Raw genomic sequence first — 26090 nt, 5'->3', positions numbered from 1 at the left:
CTCGGGCAGGCTCAAACCGCGCCCACCAGCCGGTATCCCACGCCGGTTTCCGTGACGATATGCTCCGGCTGCGCCGGGTCGCGTTCGAGTTTCCCGCGCAAGTGCGCCATATAGATGCGCAGATAGTGATGGCTCTCCACATGCGACGGCCCCCACACGTCGCGCAGCAATTGCCGGTGCGTCAGCACGCGGCCGGCGTGGCGCACCAGTGTCGCGAGCAGGCGGTATTCGATCGGCGTGAGATGGACGGCCACGCCGTCGCGGCTCACCTGACGCAAGGCCAGATCGACCGTCACCGCGCCGAAGCGCACCAGCGGCGATTCATTCGCGCCGCCCTGATTGCGCCGCCGCATATGCGCGCGGATCCGCGCCAGCAGTTCGGAGACGCCGAACGGTTTGGTGAGGTAATCGTCCGCGCCAGCGTCGAGCGCGGCAACTTTCTCGGTTTCCTGGGTGCGGGCCGACAGCACGATGACCGGCAGCTCGCTCCAGCCACGTAGTTCGCGAATCACGTCGAGACCGTCGGTGTCGGGCAGGCCGAGATCGACGATGACGAGATCGGGCTTGCGCGTCGCCGCTTCGACGAGACCTTGTTTGCCGGTCTCGGCGTCGTGCACAACGATGCCCTCGCCTTCCAGCGCGGTTCGCACGAAGCGGCGAATCTGCTTTTCGTCTTCAATCAGGACGACTGTGATGCTCGGGTCACTCATGGCTAGGCTTGGAACGCGGGTTAAGAGTTGAATCGAGGTCGGGCAAGGCATCGGCGCCTTCGTCTTCCAGCGCATCCGGTGCTTCGGGCGGCGTTTCCACGGGCAGCGTGAACCAGAAGCGCGCGCCTTCGACACGGCCGTCCGCGGACATCCGATTGAGCGCGCCGATTGTACCGCCGTGCGCTTCCACGATTGCGCGGCAGATCGCGAGGCCAAGGCCGATGCCCGGCTTGGCCGACTCTTTCTCGCCGCGCGTGAATTTCTCGAACACGCGCGCTTCCATGCCGGCCGGCAGACCCGGTCCGTTATCGTCGACGGCGACGCGTACGAACGACTTGCCGTCCGCGTCGAGACGTTGCGCGCCGATCGTCAGGGGCGTGTCCGGCGGTGTGTACTTGGCAGCGTTCTCGAACAGGTTCGAGAAGAGCCGCTCCATCAGCACCGCATCGAGGTGCAGAAGCGGCAAATCCGCGGGCAGCTTCACCTGTACGGGATGATTCGCCAGCACACGCTTGCAGGCCCGCAGCGCGGCGCCCACCGTTTCTTCGAGGAGCGTCCACTGCTGATTAAGTTGCAGGCTGCCGGCCTGCAAGCGCGCCATGTCGAGCAGATTGGTGACGATGCCGGTCATGCGCAGCGCTTCTTCGTGAATGGCTTCGACGAGATCGTCGCCCGGTTGCGCATCGGGATGCGCCTCGCGCGATTGCGCCAGCATCGACGAGAAGCCGACGATCGTCGTCAACGGCGTACGCAGGTCGTGCGAAATCGCCGAGAGGAGCGAATTGCGCAAGCGCTCCGATTCCATATTGACGAGCGCATCGCGTGCGATGTCGACGTAGTGCACACGCTCGAGAGCCAGCGCGATTTGCGCGGCGAACGCGTCGAGCATGCGTTGCTGCTCGGGCACGTCCAGCTCGCGCTCGTCGCGCATCACGACCGCAAGCACGCCCCGTGTGCGCATCGGCGCCTTCAGCGGCAGATACAGCGCGGCGGCGGCCGGCAGCGTATCGGTGCCTTGCCCGGCAGGCTTCTGCTGGTCGTAGACCCATTGGCCGACGTCGATATCGAGCATCTCGCCTTCGAGCGTGATCGTCGCGTCGGGGTCCTCGATCTTCTGTTTCACCTGATCGGCGCTGTCCGGCAACAGAATCGCGACGCGCGCGCCGAACACTTCGCTCACATGCCGGCTGCCGATGCCCACGATCTGCTCCATGGTGAGCGCCGCCGCCAGCTCACGCGCCATCGCATACATTGCGCCGGTGCGTTGCTCCCGACGCCGCGCAACACTCGCCTCGCGGCGCAAGCTCGACGTGAGATGGCTGATGACGAGCGACGTCAGCAGCATGCCGAAGAAGGTCAGCAGGTACTGCGTATCGGACACCGACAGCGACATGCGCGGCGGCACGAAGAAGAAATCGAATGCCGCCACGCTCATGAACGACAGCACGACGCCCGGCCCGCGTCCCAGCTTCACGGCGGTGAAGATCACGCCGAGCAGGTACAGCATGACGAGGTTGGTCAGATCGATATGATCGATCAACTGGCTCGACAGCAGCGTAATGGCCGCGCAAATCGCCAGCGCGAAACCATAAGCGCGCGGCGGCGAACGGCGTTCGCGCGCCGTGCTCAGCGCCTCGCGCCACGCGTTGGCGGTGGTGTTCAGTAAGTGGCGATGTTCAGCGCCATCACGTTCCGACGACGCGCGAATCAGCGTGAGATCGAGATCGCCCGCGCGTTCGGCGATGCGCTCACCGAGCGGCCGGCGCAGCCAGCGCTTGAGACCGGTGCGCGCCGATGCGCCGGCCACCAGCTTCGAGACGTTGCGAGCCTGTGCGTAGCCGATCAGTGCGGCGACCGCATCGGTGCCGGCGAGCGTCGCGGTTTCAGCGCCGAGTTCGGCGGCGAGCTTCAAGGCGTTCAACGTGCGTTCGCGACGCGCGTCAGGCAAGCGCTGCAGCGCGGGCGTTTCCACATAAACGGCGATCCAGTCGGCTTTCAGGCTGGCGGCGAGGCGCGCCGCCGCGCGCACCAGCATCGGTGCTTCCGGGCCGGGGCCGACGCACACCAGCAAGCGCTCGCGCGCCTGCCAGATCCGCTGGATCGAACGATCGGCGCGATATTCCCGCATCTGCGCATCGACGCGATCGGCGGTACGGCGCAATGCCAGCTCGCGCAACGCGATCAGGTTGCCCTTGCGAAAGAAGTTGCGCACCGCGCGCTCGGCCTGCTGCGGCAAATACACCTTGCCGTCGCGCATCCGGTCGAGCAGTTCCTCGGCGGGCAGGTCGACCAGCGTGACTTCGTCAGCGCGATCGAACACACGGTCGGGCACCGTCTCCCAGACGCGGATGCCGGTGATCTGGCCGACCACGTCGTTCAGGCTTTCGAGGTGCTGGACGTTGACCGTGGTGTAGACGTCGATGCCCGCATCGAGCAGTTCGTAGACGTCCTGCCAGCGCTTCAGATGCCGCGCGCCCTGCACATTCGAATGCGCGAGTTCGTCGACGAGAATCAGTTGCGGCTTGCGGGCGAGCGCGGCGTCGAGATCGAACTCGCCGAGCTTGCGGCCGCGATACTCGATATGCGCAAGCGGCAGCACGTCGAGGCCTTCGAGCAGCGCAGCGGTTTCGCTGCGGCCATGCGTTTCGGCAATGCCGACCACCACATCCGCGCCTTCATCGGCACGGCGCCGCGCGGCCTGCAACATCGCATAGGTCTTGCCGACGCCGGCCGACGCGCCGAAGAAAATCTTCAGTCTGCCCCGCTGACGCTTTTCTTCGTCGCGTTGCAGTTTGTCGAGCAGTTCGTCAGGATCGGGGCGGTTCATGCTCAATGGTTTTCATAGTAAGGCGAGCGATAGTGCATGCATGGTGGCACGGCAGCGGCCGCGCCGCAAATGGCGAAGGCGGGCCCGCATGGACGCCGCCTCTTCGAACCATAGCCATCAACAGCGCTTGCTAGCGCTCAACCTTGTTTCATCTCATCGAGCGCCAGATTCAGTTGCAGCACGTTCACGCGCGGTTCACCGAAAATGCCGAACTGGCGGCCGCTCGTATAACGATCGACCAGTGCCTGCACATCGTTGGCGGCGAGCTTACGCGCTTTGGCGACGCGTTCGATCTGATACGCGGCGGCCGCCGGGCTGATCTCAGGATCGAGACCACTGCCCGAGGACGTCACCAGGTCGACCGGCACCGGCTGCGACATATCCGTGCCGGCAGCCTTCAACGCGTCGATGCGCCCTTTGACTTCATCGAGCAACGCCGGGTTGGTCGGGCCGAGGTTCGAACCGCCCGAAGCCTGCGGGTTGTACGGCATCGGGCTGGTGGCCGACAGACGGCCCCAGAAGTACTGCGGTGCATCGAACTGCTGGCCGATCAGCTTCGAGCCGACCACCTTGCCGTTCTGCTCGAGCATGCTGCCGTTGGCCTGATTGCTGAAAGCCGCCTGACCGACCGCGGTCATCACGGCGGGATAAGCGAGGCCGGTGACGGCGGTCAGCACCGCGAAGATCACGATTAACGGACGGAACAGATTTTTCATGATGAGTAATTCCTCTTAAACAGCCGCTGCTCAGACCCAGCCGAACGCGGCCAGCACCATATCGATCAGCTTGATGCCGATGAACGGCACGATGATCCCGCCCAAACCATAGATCAGCAGATTGCGGCGCAACAGGATCGCCGCGCCCAGCGCGCGATAACGCACGCCTTTGAGCGCCAGCGGAATCAGCAGCACAATGATCAACGCATTGAAGATCACCGCCGACATGATCGCCGAGGCCGGCGTGGCCAGATGCATCACGTTCAGCGCGTTCAGTGCCGGATACGTGGTCGCGAACGCAGCCGGGATGATCGCGAAGTACTTCGCCACGTCGTTCGCAATCGAGAACGTGGTGAGCGAGCCGCGCGTCATCAGCATCTGCTTGCCGATCTCGACGATCTCGATCAGCTTGGTCGGATTCGAATCGAGGTCGACCATGTTGCCGGCTTCCTTCGCTGCCTGCGTGCCGGTGTTCATCGCCACCGCGACGTCAGCCTGTGCGAGTGCCGGGGCGTCGTTGGTACCGTCGCCGGTCATCGCCACCAGACGGCCTTCGGCCTGGTGCGAGCGGATCGTGGCGAGCTTGGCTTCCGGCGTGGCTTCGGCGAGGAAATCGTCGACGCCTGCTTCTGCAGCGATCGCTGCTGCCGTCAGCCGGTTGTCGCCGGTCACCATGATGGTCTTGATACCCATCTTGCGCAGTTCGGCGAAGCGCTCCTTGATGCCGCCCTTCACCACGTCCTTCAGCTCGATCACGCCAAGCACGCGTGCGCCCTGCTCGCCTTTCTCGGCGACCACCAGCGGCGTGCTGCCGCGACGTGCGACTTCGGCGACTGCCGTGCTGACTTCGTTCGGGAAACGGCCGCCATTTGCTTCGACGTAGTTCTTCACTGCGTCGGCCGCGCCCTTGCGGATTTCACGGCCCGGCAGATCGACACCGCTCATCCGCGTTTGCGCGGTGAAGGCGAGGAATTCAGCGTGAAGCGAGGCCATATCGCGCTGACGGATATTGAAGCGTTGCTTGGCCAGCACGACGATGCTGCGGCCTTCCGGCGTTTCGTCGGCGAGCGACGAAAGCTGGGCAGCATCTGCCAGCGCTTCTTCGGTCAAGCCCGGCGCCGGCACGAACTGCGATGCCTGACGGTTACCGAGCGTGATCGTGCCGGTCTTGTCGAGCAGCAACACGTCGACGTCACCTGCGGCTTCAACAGCACGGCCCGAGGTCGCGATCACGTTTGCCTGCATCATCCGGCTCATACCCGCCACACCGATCGCCGACAACAGCCCGCCGATGGTGGTCGGAATCAGACACACCAGCAGCGCGACCAGCGCGGTAATCGTGACCACGTGACCCGCTTTCGCGGCTTCGACGGAGAACATCGAGAACGGCAGCAGCGTGGCGGTCGCCAGCAACATCACGATGGTCAGCGCGACCAACAGAATCGTCAGCGCGATTTCGTTCGGCGTTTTCTGACGCTTGGCGCCTTCGACCATCGCGATCATGCGGTCGAGGAAGGCTTCGCCCGGATTCGCCGTGACCCGCACGACGATCCAGTCCGACAGCACGCGCGTGCCGCCCGTCACCGACGAAAAGTCGCCGCCCGACTCGCGGATCACCGGTGCGGATTCACCCGTGATCGCCGATTCGTCAACCGACGCAACACCGTCGATCACTTCGCCGTCAGCCGGAATCACGTCGCCGGTTTCGACCAGCACGACGTCGCCTTTACGCAGATCGGACGCCGTCAGAATGCGGATCGGCGACTTCGGATGCGGCTCGTTGAGCTTCTTGGCCATCACGTCTTTCTTCGCGCTGCGCAGCGACGCTGCCTGGGCCTTGGAACGGCCTTCGGCGAGTGCTTCCGCGAAGTTCGCGAACAGCACCGTGAACCACAGCCACAAGGTGACCGCGAGAATGAAGCCCACGGGCGCCTCGGCCTGACCGCCGAGCGCGGCGATCCACAAAATGGTCGTCAGAATACTGCCGACGTACACGCAGAACATCACCGGGTTACGGAACTGCGTGCGCGGCGTGAGCTTCTTGAAGGAGTCCACGATCGCCGGGCGCAGCAGCGCCGGGTCGAACATGGACCTGGTTGCATTATGTTCAGTCATTGAATCCTCGAATTTCCCGTTTGCGCCTGTTCACTCGTTGGTCGCTGGTGTCATGTCAACGGGCCGCCTCAATGGGCGCCCATCATCATCAGATGTTCGACACCAGGTCCGAGCGCAAGCGCAGGCACATAAGTCAGCGCACCGACCAGCAGCACCGTGCCCAGCAGCAGCACGACGAACAGCGGGCCATGAGTCGGCAGCGTGCCGCCGGTCACACCGATGCGCTTCTTCGAAGCCAGCGAACCGGCAATCGCCAGCACCGGAATGATCGTGCCGAAGCGGCCGAACCACATCGCGATGGCCGTGAGCCAGTTGTAGAACGGCGTGCTCACCGTCAGGCCTGCGAAGGCGCTACCGTTGTTATTCGCGGCCGAGCTGAACGCGTAGAGGATTTCGGAAAAGCCGTGCGCACCGGGGTTAGCGATGCCCGCTTTACCCGCATCAGTCAGTACCGCGATCGACGTGCCCACCAGCACCAGCAGCGGCGTGAGCAGCACCACGATCGACACCATCTTCATCTCGTACGCTTCGATCTTCTTGCCGACGTATTCAGGCGTACGACCGATCATCAGGCCTGCCACGAACACGGCCAGCAGTGCGAACACGAGCATGCCGTACATACCGGAACCCACGCCGCCGAAGATCACTTCGCCGAGTTGCATCAGCAGCATCGGGTAGAGGCCGCCGATCGGCGTCAGCGAGTCGTGCGTGTTGGCTACAGCGCCGCACGAAGCCGCCGTGGTCGCCACCGTGAAGATGCCCGACTGCGCGATACCGAAGCGCGTTTCCTTGCCTTCCGCGTTACCGCCCGACTGCATCGCATTCGCCGATTGATCGACGTGCAACGCAGTCAACGCCGGATTACCCGATTGCTCGGCGCCGATTTCACCGAACACGCATACGCCGAAAGCGATCGTCATCGCCGCGAGCACGGCCACGCCCTGCTTGCGGTCCATGATCATCCGGCCAAATACGAGTGCCAATGCCGCAGGAATGATCAGGATCGCGAAGATCTGCAGGAAGTTCGAGAACGGCGTCGGGTTTTCGTACGGATGCGCCGAGTTGCCGTTAAAGAAGCCGCCACCGTTGGTGCCGAGCATCTTGATCGCTTCCTGTGATGCGACCGGGCCCATCGCGATGGTCTGCGTCTTCACCGGCGTGTCGACCGTCACCGGATTGCCCTTGGCGTCCTTCACCGGATTGCCTTGTGCATCGAGCTTCGGGGCGGCGTACGTTGTGGTTTGCAACGTCGGCACGTCCTGATACGACTTGAAGTTCTGGATCACACCCTGGCTCATCAGCAACGCAGCGATGATCGCCGACATCGGCAGCAACACGTAAAGCGTCACACGCGTCAGGTCGACCCAGAAGTTGCCGATGGTTTGCGCGGTGTGACGCGCGAAGCCGCGAATCAGCGCGATCACCACCACAATGCCGGTGGCGGCCGAGAAGAAGTTCTGGACGGTGAAGCCGAGCATCTGCGCCAGATAGCCAACGGTCTGCTCAGGCGTGTAATCCTGCCAGTTCGTGTTGGTCACGAAGCTGACCGCTGTATTGAACGCGCCGTCGACCGTCATCGGGCCGAACTGCTGCGGGTTGCCCGGCAACCAGCCTTGTACGCGCAGCAACACGTAAAGAAACAGCGTGCCGAGCGCGTTGAACGCGATCGTGGCGATGGCGTAATGCTTCCAGCCCATTTCCGCCGACGGATCGACGCCCGCGATGCGATACAGCAGGCGTTCGATAGGACCGCCGAAACGGACCACGCGCGAGCTGCCGTCCATCACATTGCTCAGATAACGGGACATCGGCACTGCGGCAGCCAGCAGCACGACGATGAAGAGGCCCGCTTGCAGGACATTGTTCGAGTTCATTCAATGTCCTCCGCGCGCAACAGCGCATAGACCAGGTACATAAACAGCAGCGCGGTAGCCGCACCGGACAGCCAGAGAATCCAGGTCATGAGCGAGCTCCCTGGCCACGCCGGAACTGCATTAACTTCTCGCAGCCGGCAATCAACGCAAAGGTCAGCGCGAAAAACAGCACCATCCCCCCGACATACAGCACATCCATTTTTATTCCCCATTCACGGACTTTGGATAGGTGCAACGTTATGCCGATCCGCGTAAAGGGCTGGTCAAAGATCTGAGATGGGATGTAAAAATTGCGTAAACGGAAAAGGCCGTTCCATCGTGGGATGGAACGGCCTTGACCCGCTGGGTATGGGTTTGCGGTCTTTCGCGTTTAGGGCAACAGAACTGTCGAACCCGTGGTGCGGCGCCCTTCAAGATCCGCATGCGCCTTCCCGACATCAGCCAGCTCGAAGCGCTGATTGATGCTCGCCTTCACCTTGCCCGACACCAGTACGTCGAACAGCTCCGAGGACATCGCCTCGTAGTCACTGCGTTTGGCGATATAGGTGAAGAGTGTGGGGCGCGTAAAGAACAGCGAACCGCGTCCTGCAAATTCCGACGAATCGATCGGCGGCAACGGTCCCGAGGCATTGCCGAAGCTCACGAACAGGCCAAGCGGCGCGAGGCAGTCGAGCGAGCCCGTAAACGTGTCTTTACCGATCGAGTCGTACACCACCGGCACACCCGCACCGTTGGTGATCTCGCGCACACGCTTGGTGAAGTTTTCGCGCGTGTAGACGATGGGGTGGTCGCAGCCGTGCGCTTTGGCGATCTCGGCTTTCTCGTCGGAGCCGACCGTGCCGATCACCGTTGCGCCGAGCGCCTTCGCCCACTGGCAAACCAGCAGACCGACGCCGCCGGCCGCGGCCTGGATCAGGATTGTGTCACCGGCCTTCACCGGATACGTGCGGCGCAGCAGATATTGCGCGGTCAGCCCTTGCAGCATGACGGAGGCCGCCTGCTCGTCGCTCAACGCGTCCGGCACCTTGACGACTTGGGCCGCCGGCAGCACGCGCGCCTGGGTATAGGCGCCAGGCGGACGCGCCACGTACGCCACGCGATCGCCCGCTTTGAGACCGGTCACACCGGCGCCGACCGCCGTCACTTCACCGGCCGCTTCCATGCCGAGGCCACCGGGCAACGGCAACGGATACAAACCCGTGCGGAAATACACGTCGATATAGTTCAGGCCGACCGCAGTCTGCTCGATGCGAATCTCGCCCGCACCCGGCTCGCCCACTTCGACGTCGACCCATTTCATTACCTCGGGGCCGCCGGTTTTGTCGAATCGGATTGCTTTGACCATCATGTCTCCCTGGTTTGTGGTTTCGTTTGATCTTGAAACACCACCGCGTTCGCCTAGACCCGCTGCGTGAAGCGCAACGTCAGCACGTCGAGAATCATTCGCGCGGTCGAAATATTGGTGGCGCATGGAATGTTGTGAACGTCGCAGGCACGCACCAGCGCGTTGATATCCGGTTCGTGCGGCTGCGGCGTCATCGGGTCGCGCAGGAAGATCACCATGTCCACCCGCCCTTCCGCAAGCTGCGCGCCGATCTGCAGGTCGCCGCCGTGCGGACCGGACAACATGCGCTCGACCGTGAGGCCATGCGCGTCGCCGATGCGCGTGCCGGTCGTGCCGGTCGCGACGATCTCGCAGCGCCTGAGCGTATCGACGTATTCGCCCGCCAGTTTGACAATGTCGTCTTTCTTATGATCGTGCGCGATCAGCGCAATGCGGGTGCTCATGACGTAAGACTCCTGAAACCGTTGTGATTGTCGTTGTTGTAGTGAAGGTGATGCTGGTGCGTCAGAACGTACACGCTCAGAACGTACCGGGGTAAGCGCCGCCGTCGATCAGCCAGTTCTGCCCGGTGATGTAGCCGGCATGCACGCTGCACAGGAACGCACAGGCGCGGCCAAACTCATCGCGCGTGCCGAAACGGCCGGCGGGGATCGTTTTCATGCGCTGCTTGCGCGCATCGTCGACGGAAATGTGTTGCGCGTTGGCTTGCGCCGTGAAGGTGGTGGCAATGCGGTCGGTGTCGAACAGGCCCGGCAGCAGGCTGTTGATCGTCACGCCCGAGGCGGCTACCTTGCTGCGCGCCAGTCCCGCAATGAAACCGGTCAGCCCGGAGCGAGCGCCGTTGGACAGGCCGAGCACGTCGATCGGCGCCTTGACCGCCGAACTCGTGATGTTGACGATGCGCCCAAAGCCGCGCTCGCTCATCCCGTCGATGGTCGCTCGGATCAGCTCGATCGGCGTGAGCATGTTGCTCTCCAGCGCGCGAATCCAGTCTTCGTGCGTGAAGTTGCGGAAGTCGCCCGGCGGCGGGCCGCCCGCGTTGTTGACCAGAATGTCCGGCTGCGGACAGGCGGCGAGCGCCGCGGCGCGCCCTTCGGGCGTGGTGATGTCGCACGCCACCGTTTTCACGTCCACGCCGCTCTGCTTGCGAATCTCGGCGGCGGTCGCCTCCAGCGTCTCAGCCGTGCGCGCGACGATCGTCAGGTTGACGCCTTCGGCTGCCAGCGCTTCCGCGCAGCCGCGCCCGAGACCCTTGCTGGCCGCGCAAACCAGCGCGGTGCGTCCTGCGATTCCCATGTCCATGTGTCTATCCTCATGACGTAGTCGTGGCGCGGGGATGGTCCCGCGGGTGCCCGATCGTGGCAAAGTTTCCCCCGATTCTAGAAGAATCGGTGCCGGACTGCGCCGGGCCACTGCAATCTCCGGTATCTTCCGGCGCCACTCTTTCGGTAAACTTGCGCCGTGGCGCGCCCGCCTGCCGGTTTCAGGCCGTGCGGAGCGCCAAACCGATCCCTCTAGCCGCCGCTTGCGCCCCCGCCATGACCCAGGACAGCCGTTTTCCCAATCTTTTCATCCTCGATCACCCGCTGATCCAGCACAAGCTGTCGCATATGCGCGACCGGGAGACCTCGACCCGCACATTCCGCGAACTGCTGCGCGAGATCACGCTGCTGATGGGCTACGAAATCACCCGCAACCTGCCGATGACCACGCGCCGCCTCACCACGCCGCTGGTCGAGATCGACGCGCCGGTGATCGCCGGCAAGAAACTGGCGATCGTGCCGGTGCTGCGTGCGGGCATCGGCATGTCGGACGGCCTGCTGGAGCTGGTGCCGTCGGCGCGCGTGGGGCACATCGGCGTGTATCGCGCCGAAGACCATCGCCCGGTCGAGTATCTGGTGCGCCTGCCGGATCTGGAAGACCGCGTGTTCATTCTGTGCGATCCGATGGTCGCGACCGGTTATTCGGCCGTGCACGCGGTGGACGTGCTCAAGCGCCGCAACGTGGCCGGCGAGAACATCCTGTTCCTCGCGCTGGTGGCCGCGCCGGAAGGCGTGCAGGTGTTCCAGGACGCGCATCCGGACGTCAAGCTGTACGTGGCGTCGCTCGATTCGCACCTGAACGAACACGCGTACATCGTGCCGGGTCTCGGCGACGCAGGCGACCGCCTGTTCGGCACGAAAAACTGACAGCGGGCTGAAGAAAGCAGCGGGGCGGCGCGCGTAACACGCCGCCACCACTCGATTTGCACGCTACGCCGGCACAATCGACAGTTCGAGACGCTTGCCAAGCGCGGCCAGCGCCGACGCGATGGTGTCGATCTTCGTGACGTGCCCAAGGTCAATGACGCGCTGGATATCCTGTGCACGCGTATGAAGACGCCTCGCCAATTCGGAAGGCGACACCTTTTGCGCGAGCATTTCGTTGAGCAGCAGCACTTTCGCGGCCAGGCTCGCTGGCAGCTCGACCAGTTCTTCGCCCCGCCGCGCTTTTGACGGCAACGGAACTTGCCGCTTGTCTTCGAAGTAAAAGTCCATCGCCGTCGCCAGCGCGTCGGCCGCCATTTCGCGTGCCTCTTCGAGCGTTGCGCCCGAGGTCAACGCCTCCGGAATATCGCGGAAGGAAACGGTAAAGCCAGCTTCGTCTGCTTCGATGCGGGCGGGATAGCGAAACATAGGTAACTCTCCGTGGTCCCTTGACGGGAAAAGCCTGGGCGGTGATGAAGCCCCTTGCGGGGCTTGCCTCTATTTGCATTTCAGTTGCTTAAGAATTGCTTTGCGAAGCGGCTCCGAAATCTCGTGAGCGGGATGCCTCGGCAGTGTGGTCTGCCGACCGTTCAGATACACCTTCAAATGTTTGCTGCCCTGTTCGAAAGTCGCCCCTTGGTCAGCGAGCCAACGTCTGAACTCGCTTTGCTTCACCGGCCCTCCTGTGTTCGTGAACACAGGGCAAAATATAAACAAAAATGTTTATATTCGCAACCACAACGACGACTGCAAAAGATGCGCGACCTACCTGGCGCGACTGAAAGAGGCGCCTGACGCCTACTTTCGCCTCGCCCCCTCTCTGCCGCACCCCTGCGCCGTGATAAAATTCGAATCCGCTCAAAGAGCGGCTCGACTTGCACTGCCACGCGGTGCATCACGCCTTAACGCCGGGTCTGCCGGGACCGGCGCACCTGGGGCGCCGCTGAGCCGCCCGCTGACCGTCCTGCCCCGCCCCAACCGCGCTGCCGACCTTCGGTCCCGCTCGCCGGGTCCGGCCGGGCGCGATCAAGCTGAGGAAAGCCTGACACCGGGCGGTCCGGCGCCGAGCGGTTTGACATCGAGGCGCAAGGCCGCAATCAGCAGCGCCGCGCGCCCGACATCGCAACGACAATTGCACTATGCGTGCGCCCCACTGGCGCGCGCGACGGAGAAAAGTATGGCGGGTCATTCGAAATGGGCCAACATCAAGCATAAAAAAGCAGCGGCAGACGCCAAGCGCGGCAAGGTCTGGACGCGGCTCATCAAGGAAATTCAGGTGGCGGCCCGCATGGGTGGCGGCGACATCGACTCGAATCCGCGTCTGCGGCTCGCCGTCGAAAAGGCGTACGACGCCAACATGCCGAAAGATAACGTCAACCGTGCTATCCAACGCGGTGTGGGCGGTGTCGATGGCGCAAACTACGAAGAAATCCGCTACGAAGGCTACGGCATCGGCGGCGCGGCGGTGATCGTGGACACCATGACCGACAACCGCACCCGTACGGTAGCGGACGTACGTCACGCGTTCTCGAAGAACGGCGGCAACATGGGCACGGACGGCTCGGTGTCGTTCATGTTCGATCACGTCGGCCAGTTCCTGTTCGCGCCCGGCACGCCGGAAGACAAGCTGATGGAAGCCGCGCTCGAAGCCGGCGCTGAAGACGTCGTCACGAACGAAGACGGCAGTATCGAAGTGCTGTGCCCGCCGAACGATTTCCCGAAGGTGAAGACCGCGCTTGAAGCCGCGGGCTTCAAGGCCGAATTGGCCGAGGTGACGATGAAACCTCAGACGGAAGTCGAATTCACGGGCGACGACGCGGTGAAAATGCAGAAGCTGCTCGACGCGCTGGAGAGTCTGGACGACGTGCAGGAAGTCTATACAAACGCCGCGATCGCCGACGAATGAGCGTGCCCCGGCGGCGCCTCGCGCGTGGATCGGCATCGAGCCACACGCCCACGCCGCCGGTTGGCCCTTGTGGTTGGTCCTGCGTTTGGTCATTGCGTTGCTGCTGAACGGGCGTTGTTCGGGCGTCGATTTGATCCCGTCCACACCGCCACCACCCGGGTTCGCTATGTGCCCTGCGCCGCTACCTGGCTGCGGGCCCATTGCAAACCTCGCTGTTATTCCACGGCTGAGCGTGATGCTTCAGCCGTTTATGGTTTTTAAGTCTCGGGGATTCACATGAAGTTACTCGTCGTCGGTTCCGGCGGTCGCGAACATGCGCTGGCATGGAAGCTCGCGCAATCGCCGCGGGTTCAGCTCGTCTACGTTGCGCCCGGCAATGGCGGCACCGCCCAGGACGAGCGTCTGCGCAACATCGACATCACCGATCCGGCCGAACTCGCCGATTTCGTCGAGAAAGAACAGATCGCGTTCACGCTGGTCGGACCGGAAGGGCCGCTCGCCGCGGGCATCGTCAATCTGTTCCGCTCGCGCGGTCTGAAGATTTTCGGGCCGAGCAAGGAAGCCGCGCAGCTCGAAAGCTCGAAAGATTTTGCCAAGGCGTTCATGAAGCGTCACGCGATCCCGACCGCCGAGTACGAAACCTTCGCCGACGTCGCGGCCGCGCACGCGTATCTGGACGCCAAGGGCGCGCCGATCGTGATCAAGGCAGACGGCCTCGCCGCCGGCAAGGGCGTCGTGGTTGCGCAAACGCTGGAAGAAGCGCACGCCGCAGTCGACATGATGCTGTCGGACAACAAGCTGGGCGATGCCGGCGCGCGGGTCGTGATCGAGGAATTCCTCGCCGGCGAAGAAGCCAGCTTCATCGTGATGGTGGACGGCAAGCATGTGCTGGCGCTCGCTTCGAGCCAGGATCACAAGCGCCTGCTCGACGCCGACCAGGGTCCGAACACCGGCGGCATGGGCGCGTATTCGCCCGCGCCGATCGTCACGCCGCAACTGCATGCGCGCGTGATGCGCGAAATCATCCAGCCGACCGTGCGCGGCATGGAGAAAGAAGGCATCCGTTTCACGGGCTTCCTGTACGCCGGCCTGATGATCGACGCGCAAGGCAACCCGAAGACGCTCGAATTCAACTGCCGGATGGGCGACCCGGAAACGCAGCCGATCATGGCGCGCCTGAAAGGCGACTTTTCGAAGGTGGTCGAACAGGCCATCGCCGGCACGCTCGATACGATCGAACTCGAATGGGACCGCCGTACCGCGCTCGGCGTGGTACTCGCCGCGTACAACTATCCGGACACGCCGCGCAAGGGTGACCGGATCAGCGATATCCCGGCGGAAACCGGCGATTCGGTCACTTTCCACGCCGGCACCACGCTGGCGGACGGCAAGCTGACCACTTCGGGCGGCCGCGTGCTGTGTGTGGTCGGCCTGGCGGATTCGGTGCGCAGCGCGCAATCGGTCGCGTACGAGACGATCAACCAGATTTCGTTCGACGGCATGCAATATCGCCGCGACATCGGCTACCGCGCATTGAACCGCAAGCACGACGCCAAGACCGAAGGCAAGCACTAAGCCCGCCCCACTCGCCCGCGTGCGGCGCCAACGGCGCTACACTGCGGGTTTTCGCGGCCATCGCGGCGCCCACCGCTCCATGTGGGCTCACCCCGGTTGATCGGCATTTCACCCGGCGCGAACGACCGTAGCACCGCGCCTTCGCGGGAATGTCCTGACGAAGGCCGGCGCCCGCCCTTCACGAAGAACCCGCGGCACGACAGGTGTGCCGCCCTCAGCATCTGCATTCATGACCGATTCGAGCTATGACGCACAGGCCGTGCGCAGCTGGCTGCAAGGCCTGCAAACGCATATCGCGGACACGCTCAGCGCGTTCGACGGTAAGCCGTTCGCGACCGACGCATGGCAACGCGCCCCCGGCGAAAAGCTGCGCGGCGGCGGCTACACACGGATTCTGGAAGGCGGCAACTTCTTCGAGAGGGCCGGCATTGGCTTTTCGGACGTAGCAGGCGACGCGTTGCCCGCTTCGGCGAGCGCCGCGCGTCCGCAACTGGCCGGCCGTGGTTTCGAAGCCATGGGCGTTTCGCTCGTGCTGCACCCGCACAATCCGCACTGCCCGACCGTGCATATGAACGTGCGTCTGCTGATCGCGACCAAGGCCGGCGAAGAGCCGGTGTTCTGGTTCGGCGGCGGCATGGATCTGACGCCGTACTACGGCTACGAGGAAGACGCGCAGCATTTCCACCGGGTGTGCCGCGACGCGCTGCAGCCTTATGGCGCCGACCTCTACCCGAGTTTCAAGCGCTGGTGCGACGAGTACTTCTTCCTCAAGCACCGCAATGAACCGCGTGGCATCGGCGGGATTTTTTTCGACGATTTCTCGGCGCCGGGCTTCGATCAATCGTTCGCGATGCTGAAAAGCGTCGGAGAGGGATTCCTCAAAGCGTACATGCCGATCATCGAAAAGCGCCGCAACATTCCGTACGGTGAAGCCGAGCGGGACTTCCAGGCATACCGGCGCGGCCGCTACGTCGAGTTCAATCTGGTCTTCGACCGTGGCACACTGTTTGGGCTGCAGAGCGGCGGACGCACCGAATCGATACTGATGTCGATGCCGCCTGTGGCGAACTGGCGCTACAACTGGCAGCCCGAACCGGGCACGCCGGAAGCGCGCCTTTACAGCGATTTTCTCGTGCCGCGCGAGTGGGTGTGAGGCTTTAAGCCCGCACCGCACACCACGTGACCACGACAAAGGATCTTCACCTGAAGCCGAACGCTCATCCTGTCGCCCTGCCTCGCCGGATTGGACTGCTCGGCGGCACTTTCGATCCGATCCACGACGGCCACCTCGCGCTCGCGCGGCGTTTCGCCGACGTGCTGAAGCTGACCGAGCTGGTGTTGCTGCCGGCCGGCCAGCCGTGGCAGAAAACGGACGTGTCAGCGGCTGTTCACAGGCTGGCCATGACCCGTGCCGCCGCCACTGCGTTGGTGCTGCCGGGCGTGACCGTGCGGGTGGCGACCGACGAGATCGAACACGATGGTCCGACATACACGATCAACACGCTGCAGTTATGGCGTGAACGCGAAGGTCCGGATGCGTCGATTGCGCTTCTGATCGGCGCGGATCAACTGGTGCATCTCGACACATGGCGCGACTGGCGGCGCCTGTTCGAGTTTGCTCACATCTGCGCGGCCACGCGCCCCGGTTTCGACCTCGCATCGATTCCGCCCGTGGTCGCTAAAGAAATCGACGCGCGCCGTGCCCGCGCCGACGTTCTGCAAGCCACCCCCTGCGGCCACTTGCTGATCGATACGACGCTTGCGTTCAACGTCTCGGCCACCGACATTCGCGCGCATCTGCGCGAGCAGGTGACCCAGCGGCTTGCCCTCGCGGGCGGCGAACCGCAAGACAGGAGCCAGGCCCGGGCCGCAAGCCATGTCCCCACTGCGGTGTGGGACTATATTCTTCAACATCATCTGTACCACCGGTAACCCCATGGATATTCGCAAACTGCAACGCGTGATCGTCGACGCTCTCGAAGACGTCAAAGCGCAAGACATCAAGGTGTTCAACACCAGCCACCTGACCGCGCTGTTCGATCGCGTGATCGTCGCCTCCGGCACCTCGAACCGCCAGACCAAGGCGCTCGCTTCGAGCGTGCGCGAGAGCGTCAAGGAAAACGGCGGCGACGTCATCAGCACCGAAGGTGACGACGTCGGCGAATGGGTGCTGGTCGATTGCGGCGACGCGATCGTGCACATCCTGCAACCGGCGCTGCGCCAGTACTACAACCTCGAAGAAATTTGGGGCGACAAGCCGGTGCGCATCAAGCTGTCCACGCCGGATCCGTTCGGCGGCGCGCGCTCGAGCGAACCCGACGACGAGGACGAAGAAGACGAAGCGCCGGCTGTCAAAAAGCCTGCACGCAAGGCGGCGGTACGCCGCAAGTAAGTACGTGGCTGGCAAACCGCTGAAGTCCGCGACGCAAAGTCAGAGCATGCGTGCGCGATTGCAGCGATTGCGTCCTCGATTCCACCCGTCATGAAACTGCACATTCTCGCCGTCGGCCACAAGATGCCGGACTGGATCGCCACCGGCTTCGACGAATACGCGAAGCGCATGCCGCCCGAGCTGCGCATCGAGCTGCGCGAAATCAAGCCCGAGCAGCGTTCGTCAGGGCGTCCGGCCGAAAGCGTGATGGCGGCCGAGCGGCAGAAAATTGAAGCCGCGTTGCCGAAGAACGCGCGCATCGTCGCGCTCGATGAACGCGGCAAGGATTGGACCACGATGCAACTCGCCGGCGCCCTGCCCGGCTGGCAGCAGGACGGCCGCGACGTGGCGTTTCTGATCGGCGGCGCCGATGGGCTCGATCCCGATCTGAAAGCACGCGCCGATATGCTGCTGCGTGTCTCCAGCCTGACGCTGCCGCACGCCATGGTCCGCGTGCTGCTCGCCGAACAGCTTTACCGCGCGTGGACCATCACGCAAAATCACCCCTATCACCGCGTGTGAGCGAACGAGGCGGCTGACGGATCGCGCGTTTGCTGGTCCTGTTGGCTGCGCTGATTGACGCGCCTTGTGGACGCATTTGCAGGCGCGTTTATCGATACGATGATCGACGTGCTTTTCATCGTGTCCTTCGGCTCGTTCATCGTCGCTTGACTGACAAGCTCATCGCGCGCGCTTCGCGCATTGACGCAATCCGCCTCATCGAGACCTGTTCATGCCAATGTCCGCCGCTTCGCTGCATCCGTTCGTTTACCTCGCTTCCCAAAGTCCACGCCGTCAGGAGTTGTTGCAACAACTCGGCGTGCGTTTCGAATTGCTCCTGCCACGTCCCGATGAAGATGCCGAAGCGCTCGAAGTCGAGCTACCCGGCGAGCGGGCGCGCGACTACGTGCAGCGCGTGTGCATCGCGAAAGCGCACGCAGCGCGCGCGCGTCTCGTGGCAGGCGGCCATGCGGCACGGCCGATCCTGGTTGCCGACACAACCGTCACGATCGACGACGCGATCCTAGGCAAGCCCGTCGACGCCGACGATGCCGTCGCGATGCTCACGCGTCTCGCGGGCCGCGATCACGAAGTGCTGACGGCCATCGCGGTGGTCGACGCGGAAGGCACGTTGCTGCCTGCCGCACTATCGGTATCGAAGGTGCGTTTTGCTGCACTGCAAGCGGACGCCGTGCGCCGCTATGCCGCAAGCGGCGAGCCGCTCGGCAAGGCAGGCGCGTATGGCGTACAGGGACGCGCCGCGGAGTTTATCGAGCATATCGACGGGTCCTATTCAGGTATCATGGGTTTGCCGCTTTTTGAAACCGCTGCCCTCCTGCGTGCAGCGCGCATCGACTTCTAAAATAACACCATGAATGAAGAAATCCTGATCAATGTCACGCCGCAGGAAACGCGCGTCGCGCTCGTCCAGCAAGGCGCCGTCCAGGAACTTCACGTCGAACGAACGCTGTCGCGAGGACGCGTCGGCAATGTCTATCTCGGCAAAGTCGTCCGCGTGTTGCCGGGCATGCAATCCGCCTTCATCGACATCGGCCTGGAACGCGCCGCGTTTCTCCACGTAGCGGATATCTGGCATCCGCGCATTGCGGGCGAACCGCAGCATCAAACGCCGCATCAGCCCATCGAGAAAATCGTCTTCGAAGGTCAAACGTTGATGGTGCAGGTCGTGAAGGATCCGATCGGCACCAAGGGCGCGAGGCTGTCCACGCAAGTGAGTATCGCCGGGCGCACGCTCGTCTATCTGCCGCAGGAACCGCACATCGGCATCTCGCAGAAGATCGAGAGCGAAGCCGAACGCGAGGCCGTGCGCGCGCGTCTGACCGCCGTGCTGCCTGCCGATGAAAAAGGCGGCTACATCGTCCGCACCATCGCCGAAGATGCAACCAGCGAAGAATTGGCCGGCGACGTCGCGTATCTGCGCAAGACGTGGGCGACCATCATCTCGCAAGGTCAGCGCATGCCGCCGACCAGCCTGCTGTATCAGGATCTGAATCTCGCACAACGTGTGCTGCGCGATTTCGTCAACGACGAGACCTCGCGCATTCAGGTCGACTCACGCGAGACCTATCAGATGCTCGCCGACTTCGCGGCGGAGTTCACGCCGGCGGTGTCGTCGAAGCTGCATCACTACACCGGCGAGCGGCCGCTCTTCGATCTGTACAACATCGAGGCGGAAATCCAGCGCGCATTGTCACGCCGGGTCGATCTGAAGTCGGGGGGCTATCTGGTGATCGACCAGACCGAAGCGATGACCACCATCGACGTGAACACCGGCGGCTACGTCGGCGCGCGCAACTTCGACGATACGATCTTCAAGACCAACCTCGAAGCCGCACACACCATCGCGCGGCAATTGCGGCTGCGTAATCTGGGCGGCGTGATCATCATCGACTTCATCGATATGGAGAACATCGAGCATCGCGATCAGGTGCTTGGTGAGTTGAAGAAGGCGCTCTCGCGCGATCGCACGCGCGTGACCGTGAATGGTTTCTCGCAGCTCGGACTCGTGGAGATGACGCGCAAGCGCACGCGTGAATCGTTGGCGCATGTGCTGTGCGAGCCCTGCCCGGTTTGTCAGGGCAAGGGACAGGTCAAGACGTCGCGCACGGTGTGCTACGACGTGCTGCGCGAGATTCTGCGCGAGTCGCGGCAGTTCAATCCGCGCGAGTTTCGCGTGGTGGCGTCGCAGCAGGTGATCGATCTTTTCCTTGAGGAAGAATCGCAGCATCTGGCGATGCTGATCGATTTCATCGGCAAGCCGGTGTCGTTGCAGGTGGAGTCGAATTTGAGCCAGGAGCAGTACGATATAGTCTTGATGTAAATCATCAAATTCTCTGCATCAGTGACCGGTTGACCGAGTTCGAAACCCTGAAATTTGCGATATAGCGGCGCAAGAGGCGCGGCACGCCAAGGCGCACGCTTGACGGCGCCGTGCGCCAAATCGATCGCTTTGAGATTTGAGCCCCGCTCCGGCGGGGTTTTGCCGTTCTGCCGTCGCTGCATCAATGCTTATGGTGAATCAAGTCACTAAGATGATGCTCTTTGAACCACTGGGTTAGCCGCTCCTGGTTGCTGGATGCGGCCCATATCCCGGCGCCACATATAGCAGCGATAATCCCAATCAAAATAGCCAACGTTAAATCAGACATGGCGGCCTCCCTATCAGGTTGCGACCATGCTTATATGTTAGGCGATGATCCCTCAATTCTCCTACATTGCAGGAACAGCCAACAGCGGAGACGGTCCGATTGTCACGAACAGCCGCGGCGGCCAGACATGACTCCGAGACTTCTGCCGTGACTTCTACCAACTATTGAATTCCCCGGTATCAATGCCGGTCACTCGCGTAAATGGCGAGTGCACCGTCAAGGCAAACGTTGCTGCAGTGGCAGTGTCGAGCCATTCGACGAATCCGGTTCACCCCTGTCCGTCACCGTCCTTGAACGCGAATGACGCAGCAATCAGAATGAGCCCACTCCAAAGAAACACCTGGCCGAATATTCCGCTTGTTCCAAAACCGCCGCCGACCATCGCGGCGCTCACGTAGTAAAAGAGCGTGCTCATCTTGATTCCCTGGGGGAACCCCCGACACGTTTCGTTTCACCCACTATACCGCGCGGCGGCCAGATCAATGCCTCCAATCCGCCTCCAGGCGCTAGGCTCGTCGTCGTATAGCCCATCATGTGCGTCCATGACCGGCCTCGCGCCTCAGTGTCGAACCGGCTCAAGGCGCAGCTTCTTAGGCCAACGCAATCGATAGAACGCAGTTGCGCAAACGGTAATCGTCGCCGGGAGAGCCATAGGCATTGTCGTCAGCAATGTCATCGCTCCGCGAGCGTCTCCCGGCCCTCAATTTCCTCATTGACGCCGTTCGGACCAGGCGCGTATAACCATCCCATTGGATGTTATTTGGATGGCATATGGATGCCGAGCGAACGCCGAACGGAATAGAAATGGCCAACCTCAAACTCATCGACACCTCCCGCCCCAAAGGCGGCGAGACCGAAAAGATCACCATCAATCTCGGCCCAATCGACCTGGGCCAGATCGACCTGCTCGTCGAAGAAGGCTTTTACTCGAACCGCACCGACCTGATCCGTACGGCGATTCGCAACCAGCTAGGCGTACACGCGCAGGTCGTCACGGAAACGGTGACCCGGCGCGCGCTGGTGCTCGGCCTGCAACACTTCTCGAAGCAGGACCTCGAAGCCGCTCAAGCCGCAAACGAGCGACTGGACATTCACGTGCTAGGCCTCGCCAGCATCGCAGCCGATGTGCCGCCGGAACTTGCGGCGGCCACGATCGCATCGGTGGTGGTGCTCGGCGCATTTCACGCGTCGCCAGCGGTCAAGGCGGCGCTCGCCGGACGCATCAGGTAGGCGCGCCCGGCATGGCTGATTTTTGTTTGAAGCCATGCTGAAGGCCGTGAAACTCATCGCCTGACCCCGTCACGCGCAATGCAAGTCAACGCAGTAACTCACACTCATGAAAATGAACGAAGATTTCCTGAAGTCGATGAAAGAAGCCTTCGACCTGCTACGCACCAAGGGGCCGAAGGAAGCGACCGCTGCAGTCCAGCGCGCACTCGCAGGCAGCAAGGCCAAAGCAGGCAATGCGCAAACGCCGCCCATGCCGCAGAGTGCCAACGAATGGGCACAAGCGTGGACACAGGCGCAATCTCACGCCAACACCACGCCGCACGCCCCTGCCGAGCGCACTTTCGACGCTGACACCCCCGGCACCTTCAGCACCCACACCTTCAGCAATAGCGCGGGCCAACGCCAATACAAGCTCTACGTACCCGCCGTCTACAAGAGCAAACCGTTGCCGCTAATCGTGATGCTGCACGGCTGCACGCAAAACGCCGACGACTTCGCGGCCGGCACGCGCATGAACGAAATGGCCGAGCGTCATGGCTTCATCGTCGTGTATCCGAATCAATCGCAAGCAGCCAATCCTTCGACTTGCTGGAACTGGTTCAAGCCTGCCGACCAGCAGCGCGATCAGGGCGAACCATCGTTGATCGCCGGTATCACGCGTGAGGTGATGGCGCGTTATCGCGTCGATCCGGCGCGGGTGTATGTGGCGGGTCTGTCGGCAGGTGGCGCCATGGCGGACGTCATGCTGAAAACCTCGCCCGACCTGTACGCCGCGGCCTGCGTGCATTCCGGCCTCGCCTACGGAAGCGCGAAAGGTCTGCCTTCGGCGCTCGCCGCGATGAAAGGCGGCAAAGCGCATCGCAGCCACTCGCACGTCGAACCGCAACGTCCGCTCATCGTGTTTCATGGCGATGCGGACACGACGGTGCATCCTTCGAACGCTACTGCGCTCGTAGCGCGCTTCGACGCCGGCGTCACGACACTCAGCCCGCTGTCGCACACCGCAGGCACAGCGAGCGGTCAGCGCGGCTGCACGGTGCAACGACTCGTCGCGGCAAATGGTGTCGAAGCGGAGTACTGGTCGATCCGAGGCGCGGGCCACGCATGGGCAGGCGGCAGTCAGCGCGGCACGTACACGGACCCATCCGGCCCCGATGCGACGGCCGAAATGCTGCGCTTCTTCCTCGCCCATCCGCGCGCGTCAGGCGCGCACTGAGCGCCTTTCGACTGACGAATCATTTTGACGAAAACGCTGTACATCCTGCCGCAAAGGTATAAAGTGGCTCATGTTGCAGCGCAGCAAAACCACTGTGCCGCGTCGACCTGCCGTCTCGCGTGAGACCTGGCCTCCGAAATCCTTTGGGCGCCTGCCCCGGGTCACTTTGGAGATCACTTATGCACAGCCCCGCGATCGAACATAGCGCCGCCTTCGGCCAACGCACTTTCAACATCTTCACCGACCTGCAGCTCGATGGGCTGGCGTGTCTGCAAAAGCTCGGCGAGCTCAATCTCGCGGCACTGAAGGCAACCGTCACCGAAAGCAAGAGCGCATTGTCGGCCGGCCAGTTCAACACCGCGCCGTTCGCCGGCGTGTCCGATTTGCAGCAGCAACTGGTTCAACGCACCTTGTCGTACGCGCAGCACGTCAAGGAAATTGACGCGCAATTCACCGCGGCGTTGACCAAGGCAGGTGAATCACTGCGCGAAGAGTTCGGCGCCAACGTGGCGCAACTCGGTTCGGGCTTCGGCCAAACCACGCCGTTCAGCTCGGATAGCGCATTCGGGGCAATGCAATCCGTGATGGCTTCGATGATTCATTCGAGCAATGTGGTGCAGGACAGCATCAAGCGTGCGTCCGGTATGGCCGGCACAGCGATCACCACCGCAGACGAAGCAGCAAAATAAGTCTCGCGTCGTAACGCGAGCAGACGAAAAGGGGCCAATCGGCCCCTTTCTCTTGTCCGGGTAGCTTTGGCGACACGCGTCTTGCGCGAAGTACGACGCGCTGCGGCGCCTGCAGGATGGCGACTTCAAGTTGGCAGCGGGATTGCCGACGTCAACCGGATCGTCAACCGGTGCCCAACGGCTTCAGCAAATTGCCCAACGCCGCGATGGTGATGGGTCGCGAGAACCAGAATCCTTGTGCCTCGTCACAGCCGAGCGCTTCCAGTTGCGCGGCCTGTTCGGCCGTCTCCACACCTTCGGCCGTCACCCGCAGCTTCAACGCATGGGCCATGGCGATAATGGCGCCGACGAGCGCCGCGCACTGCGGATCGGTACTCATGCGCATCACAAACGAGCGATCGATTTTCAGGCGATTCAGCGGAAAGCGCGTGAGATAAGCGAGACTCGAATAGCCGGTGCCGAAGTCATCCACCGCGACTTCTACGCCCAATTCGCGCAACGCATGCAGCGTCTGCAATGCCTGTTCGGTGTCGCCCAGCAGCACGCCCTCGGTGATTTCCAATTCAAGGTACGAAGGGTCGAGCGCGGCATCTTCGAGCGCCTCGCGGATCGTCTCGAACAGATTGTGCCGCTGGAACTGCTGAGGGGACACGTTCACCGCAACCCGTGGCAAGGTGCCGGTGAGCCGCAGCAATTTGCCGGCGTCGCGGCACGCGGTACGGATCACCCACTCGCCGATCTGCTCGATCAGGCCCGACTCTTCAGCGATCGGCACGAACTCGACCGGACTGATCAACCCACGCTGCGGATGATTCCAGCGCAGCAGCGTCTCCACTTGCGCGATGCGGCCATTGGAAAGCGTCACCTGTGGCTGATACACGAGATGCAGTTGCTGACGCTCGAGCGCTTCGCGCAGCATCGTCTCCAGTTCGAAGCGGCGCGCCGCCTGGCCTTCGAGCGCGGTGGAAAAACGCCGCACCGCATTGCCGTTGACAGCCGATGCCGCCGACAACGCCACGCCCGCGCGACGCATCAGTGTCGGTGCATCGGCGCCGTCCGCAGGATAGGCGACGACGCCGATACTCGCCGTGATGTTCAGCGCGGTGCCCGCGTAGTCGATCGATTCGGCGATGCGGCCCAGTGCCTCAGCCGCGAAAGCATCGGCCGCCGCACCGGTTTCATTGATCAGCAGCGCGAATTGCGTGCCACCGATCGAGGCGATCGTACCGTCGTGGGGGAACAGACCGCGCAGCCGTTCGCCGACGATCTGCAACACCAGTTCGGCCGCATGCAAACCGAGCGCATCGCGCAGCTTGCGCAAATGATCGAGTTCGGCGATCAACACGGTAAAGCCACTGCCGCTGCGCTGACAGCGCGCGATCGTCAACTCGAGGCGTTCGGTGAAAAGCGTCTGATTAGGCAGGCGGGTCACGCCGTCGTGATGCGAGACGTACCACAGGCGTGCCTCGGACTGCGCGTAGCGCGTCATGTCGATGGCAATGCCGACATAGCGGGCGGGCCCCGTGGTTACACCGCCAGGATGTGCCGGCTCGGCGGCGAGCGGCGCCAGCGCGAACACCACGCGAATTGGGGTGCCGTTGCGCCGCACGTAGGTCCATTCACCTTCATAGCGCGAGCCTAGCGCCGACAGCGGCGGCAATTCGGCGCGCCGCCTCGCGAGTTCGGCCGGGTCGTGCAAGGACTCAAAGGTGCGCCGGCCGATCAATTCTTCGGCGGTAAAGCCGGTCAGCTTCTCGAGAGCTGCGTTGACGGAGTCGAACGTGCCGTCGGCCGTGCAGATGAACATGCCGTAGGGCGCCGCCGCAAGCGCGGCGTCGCGTGTGCGCGCTTCGGCGTAGGGGTGAGCTTGCATCGCGCCGGCCTTTGATTTTCCTGGGTATTAAAAGCGAATGAGGAAAGCGGGTGAGCGTTCTTCCTGACGCGCACGGCGCAACCGGCAAGCCCGGCAGTTTCGGTCCGATCCGCCGGGTAACGTTCGTATGATAGCGGCTTTCCTGGCCCGGTCCACCGCACCGGCCG

General features: G+C 63.0%; 26 protein-coding genes. 12 read left to right on the top strand and 14 right to left on the bottom strand.

What is annotated here, in order from left to right; translation table 11 throughout:
• Window positions 1-11 precede the first annotated feature (11 nt).
• The 10 genes from kdpE to M0D64_RS10145 all read right to left on the bottom strand — a co-directional run bounded on the left by kdpE (window position 12) and on the right by M0D64_RS10145 (window position 10889).
• The gene (gene kdpE / locus M0D64_RS10190) at window positions 12-710 is read right to left on the bottom strand and encodes a two-component system response regulator KdpE (protein WP_063495267.1); all 699 of its coding nucleotides are present in this window, start codon (window positions 708-710) and stop codon (window positions 12-14) included.
• Window positions 703-3537 (bottom strand): DUF4118 domain-containing protein, encoded by a 2835-nt coding sequence (locus M0D64_RS10185; protein ID WP_266257518.1) that lies wholly within the window; start codon window positions 3535-3537, stop codon window positions 703-705. The genes kdpE and M0D64_RS10185 overlap by 8 nt, the downstream gene beginning before the upstream one ends.
• A 137-nt stretch (window positions 3538-3674) precedes the next feature.
• On the bottom strand, window positions 3675-4253 hold the full coding sequence (gene kdpC, locus M0D64_RS10180) for a potassium-transporting ATPase subunit KdpC (protein ID WP_266257516.1): 579 nt from the start codon (window positions 4251-4253) through the stop codon (window positions 3675-3677).
• Window positions 4254-4283: 30 nt separating this feature from the next.
• The gene (kdpB, locus tag M0D64_RS10175) at window positions 4284-6368 is read right to left on the bottom strand and encodes a potassium-transporting ATPase subunit KdpB (RefSeq protein ID WP_266257515.1); all 2085 of its coding nucleotides are present in this window, start codon (window positions 6366-6368) and stop codon (window positions 4284-4286) included.
• A 68-nt stretch (window positions 6369-6436) separates the two neighbouring features.
• Window positions 6437-8242 carry a potassium-transporting ATPase subunit KdpA gene (kdpA, locus tag M0D64_RS10170; protein WP_266257513.1) on the bottom strand — a complete coding sequence of 602 codons (1806 nt, stop codon included), beginning with the start codon at window positions 8240-8242 and terminating at the stop codon, window positions 6437-6439.
• Entirely contained in the window at window positions 8239-8331 is a 93-nt protein-coding gene (gene kdpF, locus M0D64_RS10165) for a K(+)-transporting ATPase subunit F (RefSeq protein ID WP_154562243.1), read from the bottom strand. Before kdpF ends, kdpA begins: the two co-directional genes overlap by 4 nt.
• Window positions 8328-8441 carry a hypothetical protein gene (locus M0D64_RS10160; RefSeq protein ID WP_054035137.1) on the bottom strand — a complete coding sequence of 38 codons (114 nt, stop codon included), beginning with the start codon at window positions 8439-8441 and terminating at the stop codon, window positions 8328-8330. Before M0D64_RS10160 ends, kdpF begins: the two co-directional genes overlap by 4 nt.
• A gap of 171 nt (window positions 8442-8612) precedes the next feature.
• The gene (locus M0D64_RS10155) at window positions 8613-9587 is read right to left on the bottom strand and encodes a quinone oxidoreductase (protein ID WP_266257575.1); all 975 of its coding nucleotides are present in this window, start codon (window positions 9585-9587) and stop codon (window positions 8613-8615) included.
• A 53-nt stretch (window positions 9588-9640) separates the two neighbouring features.
• Window positions 9641-10030, bottom strand: coding sequence for a methylglyoxal synthase (locus M0D64_RS10150; RefSeq protein ID WP_154562241.1), 390 nt, complete (start codon window positions 10028-10030; stop codon window positions 9641-9643).
• A 76-nt stretch (window positions 10031-10106) separates the two neighbouring features.
• Complete coding sequence (locus M0D64_RS10145) at window positions 10107-10889, bottom strand: SDR family oxidoreductase (RefSeq protein WP_266257511.1); 783 nt, start codon at window positions 10887-10889, stop codon at window positions 10107-10109.
• A 236-nt stretch (window positions 10890-11125) separates the two neighbouring features.
• Between M0D64_RS10145 and upp the strand changes: the two genes are divergently transcribed.
• Window positions 11126-11776, top strand: coding sequence for a uracil phosphoribosyltransferase (gene upp / locus M0D64_RS10140; protein WP_266257510.1), 651 nt, complete (start codon window positions 11126-11128; stop codon window positions 11774-11776).
• 63 nt (window positions 11777-11839) lie between these two features.
• On the opposite strand, the gene M0D64_RS10135 is transcribed toward upp, so the two are convergent.
• Window positions 11840-12262 (bottom strand): type II toxin-antitoxin system HicB family antitoxin, encoded by a 423-nt coding sequence (locus tag M0D64_RS10135; RefSeq protein WP_154562237.1) that lies wholly within the window; start codon window positions 12260-12262, stop codon window positions 11840-11842.
• Window positions 12263-12331: 69 nt separating this feature from the next.
• Window positions 12332-12508 carry a type II toxin-antitoxin system HicA family toxin gene (locus tag M0D64_RS10130; RefSeq protein WP_168435775.1) on the bottom strand — a complete coding sequence of 59 codons (177 nt, stop codon included), beginning with the start codon at window positions 12506-12508 and terminating at the stop codon, window positions 12332-12334.
• Window positions 12509-13010: 502 nt separating this feature from the next.
• Between M0D64_RS10130 and M0D64_RS10125 the strand changes: the two genes are divergently transcribed.
• From M0D64_RS10125 to rng, 8 genes are all read left to right on the top strand, one after another.
• A complete protein-coding gene (locus M0D64_RS10125) occupies window positions 13011-13739 on the top strand; it encodes a YebC/PmpR family DNA-binding transcriptional regulator (RefSeq protein ID WP_054035139.1) in 729 nt (242 codons plus the stop codon).
• Between the two features lie 276 nt (window positions 13740-14015).
• Complete coding sequence (gene purD / locus M0D64_RS10120; protein ID WP_093639543.1) at window positions 14016-15314, top strand: phosphoribosylamine--glycine ligase; 1299 nt, start codon at window positions 14016-14018, stop codon at window positions 15312-15314.
• Window positions 15315-15543: 229 nt separating this feature from the next.
• The gene (gene hemF / locus M0D64_RS10115) at window positions 15544-16467 is read left to right on the top strand and encodes an oxygen-dependent coproporphyrinogen oxidase (RefSeq protein WP_266257509.1); all 924 of its coding nucleotides are present in this window, start codon (window positions 15544-15546) and stop codon (window positions 16465-16467) included.
• A 26-nt stretch (window positions 16468-16493) separates the two neighbouring features.
• Entirely contained in the window at window positions 16494-17246 is a 753-nt protein-coding gene (locus M0D64_RS10110) for a nicotinate-nucleotide adenylyltransferase (protein ID WP_266257508.1), read from the top strand.
• Window positions 17247-17250: 4 nt separating this feature from the next.
• A complete protein-coding gene (gene rsfS / locus M0D64_RS10105) occupies window positions 17251-17706 on the top strand; it encodes a ribosome silencing factor (RefSeq protein WP_154562229.1) in 456 nt (151 codons plus the stop codon).
• Between the two features lie 90 nt (window positions 17707-17796).
• Window positions 17797-18267 (top strand): 23S rRNA (pseudouridine(1915)-N(3))-methyltransferase RlmH, encoded by a 471-nt coding sequence (rlmH, locus tag M0D64_RS10100; RefSeq protein ID WP_093639533.1) that lies wholly within the window; start codon window positions 17797-17799, stop codon window positions 18265-18267.
• Window positions 18268-18478: 211 nt separating this feature from the next.
• Complete coding sequence (locus tag M0D64_RS10095) at window positions 18479-19108, top strand: nucleoside triphosphate pyrophosphatase (protein ID WP_266257506.1); 630 nt, start codon at window positions 18479-18481, stop codon at window positions 19106-19108.
• Between the two features lie 9 nt (window positions 19109-19117).
• Window positions 19118-20587, top strand: a complete 1470-nt coding sequence (gene rng / locus M0D64_RS10090) for a ribonuclease G (RefSeq protein ID WP_093639528.1) — start codon at window positions 19118-19120, stop codon at window positions 20585-20587.
• A gap of 596 nt (window positions 20588-21183) precedes the next feature.
• Here rng and M0D64_RS10085 read toward each other — a convergent pair.
• Complete coding sequence (locus M0D64_RS10085; RefSeq protein WP_154562223.1) at window positions 21184-21330, bottom strand: hypothetical protein; 147 nt, start codon at window positions 21328-21330, stop codon at window positions 21184-21186.
• A gap of 389 nt (window positions 21331-21719) precedes the next feature.
• Here M0D64_RS10085 and M0D64_RS10080 point away from each other — a divergent pair, with 389 nt between their 5' ends.
• The 3 genes from M0D64_RS10080 (at window position 21720) to M0D64_RS10070 (ending at window position 24050) form a co-directional block, all read left to right on the top strand.
• Window positions 21720-22145 (top strand): CopG family transcriptional regulator, encoded by a 426-nt coding sequence (locus M0D64_RS10080; protein ID WP_266257505.1) that lies wholly within the window; start codon window positions 21720-21722, stop codon window positions 22143-22145.
• 106 nt (window positions 22146-22251) lie between these two features.
• Entirely contained in the window at window positions 22252-23361 is a 1110-nt protein-coding gene (locus M0D64_RS10075) for a PHB depolymerase family esterase (protein WP_266257503.1), read from the top strand.
• 179 nt (window positions 23362-23540) lie between these two features.
• Window positions 23541-24050: a phasin family protein gene (locus tag M0D64_RS10070; RefSeq protein ID WP_266257502.1), complete on the top strand. Its 510-nt coding sequence runs from the start codon at window positions 23541-23543 to the stop codon at window positions 24048-24050.
• Between the two features lie 163 nt (window positions 24051-24213).
• On the opposite strand, the gene M0D64_RS10065 is transcribed toward M0D64_RS10070, so the two are convergent.
• Window positions 24214-25923 carry a bifunctional diguanylate cyclase/phosphodiesterase gene (locus tag M0D64_RS10065; RefSeq protein WP_266239407.1) on the bottom strand — a complete coding sequence of 570 codons (1710 nt, stop codon included), beginning with the start codon at window positions 25921-25923 and terminating at the stop codon, window positions 24214-24216.
• Window positions 25924-26090 lie beyond the last annotated feature (167 nt).

Origin of the sequence: Paraburkholderia sp. WS6 (genome assembly GCF_030464835.1) — a bacterium.
GTDB lineage: Bacteria > Pseudomonadota > Gammaproteobacteria > Burkholderiales > Burkholderiaceae > Paraburkholderia > Paraburkholderia madseniana.
Note: the sequence above shows the minus strand (reverse complement) of the source record. Positions and strands in the feature narration are given on the sequence as shown.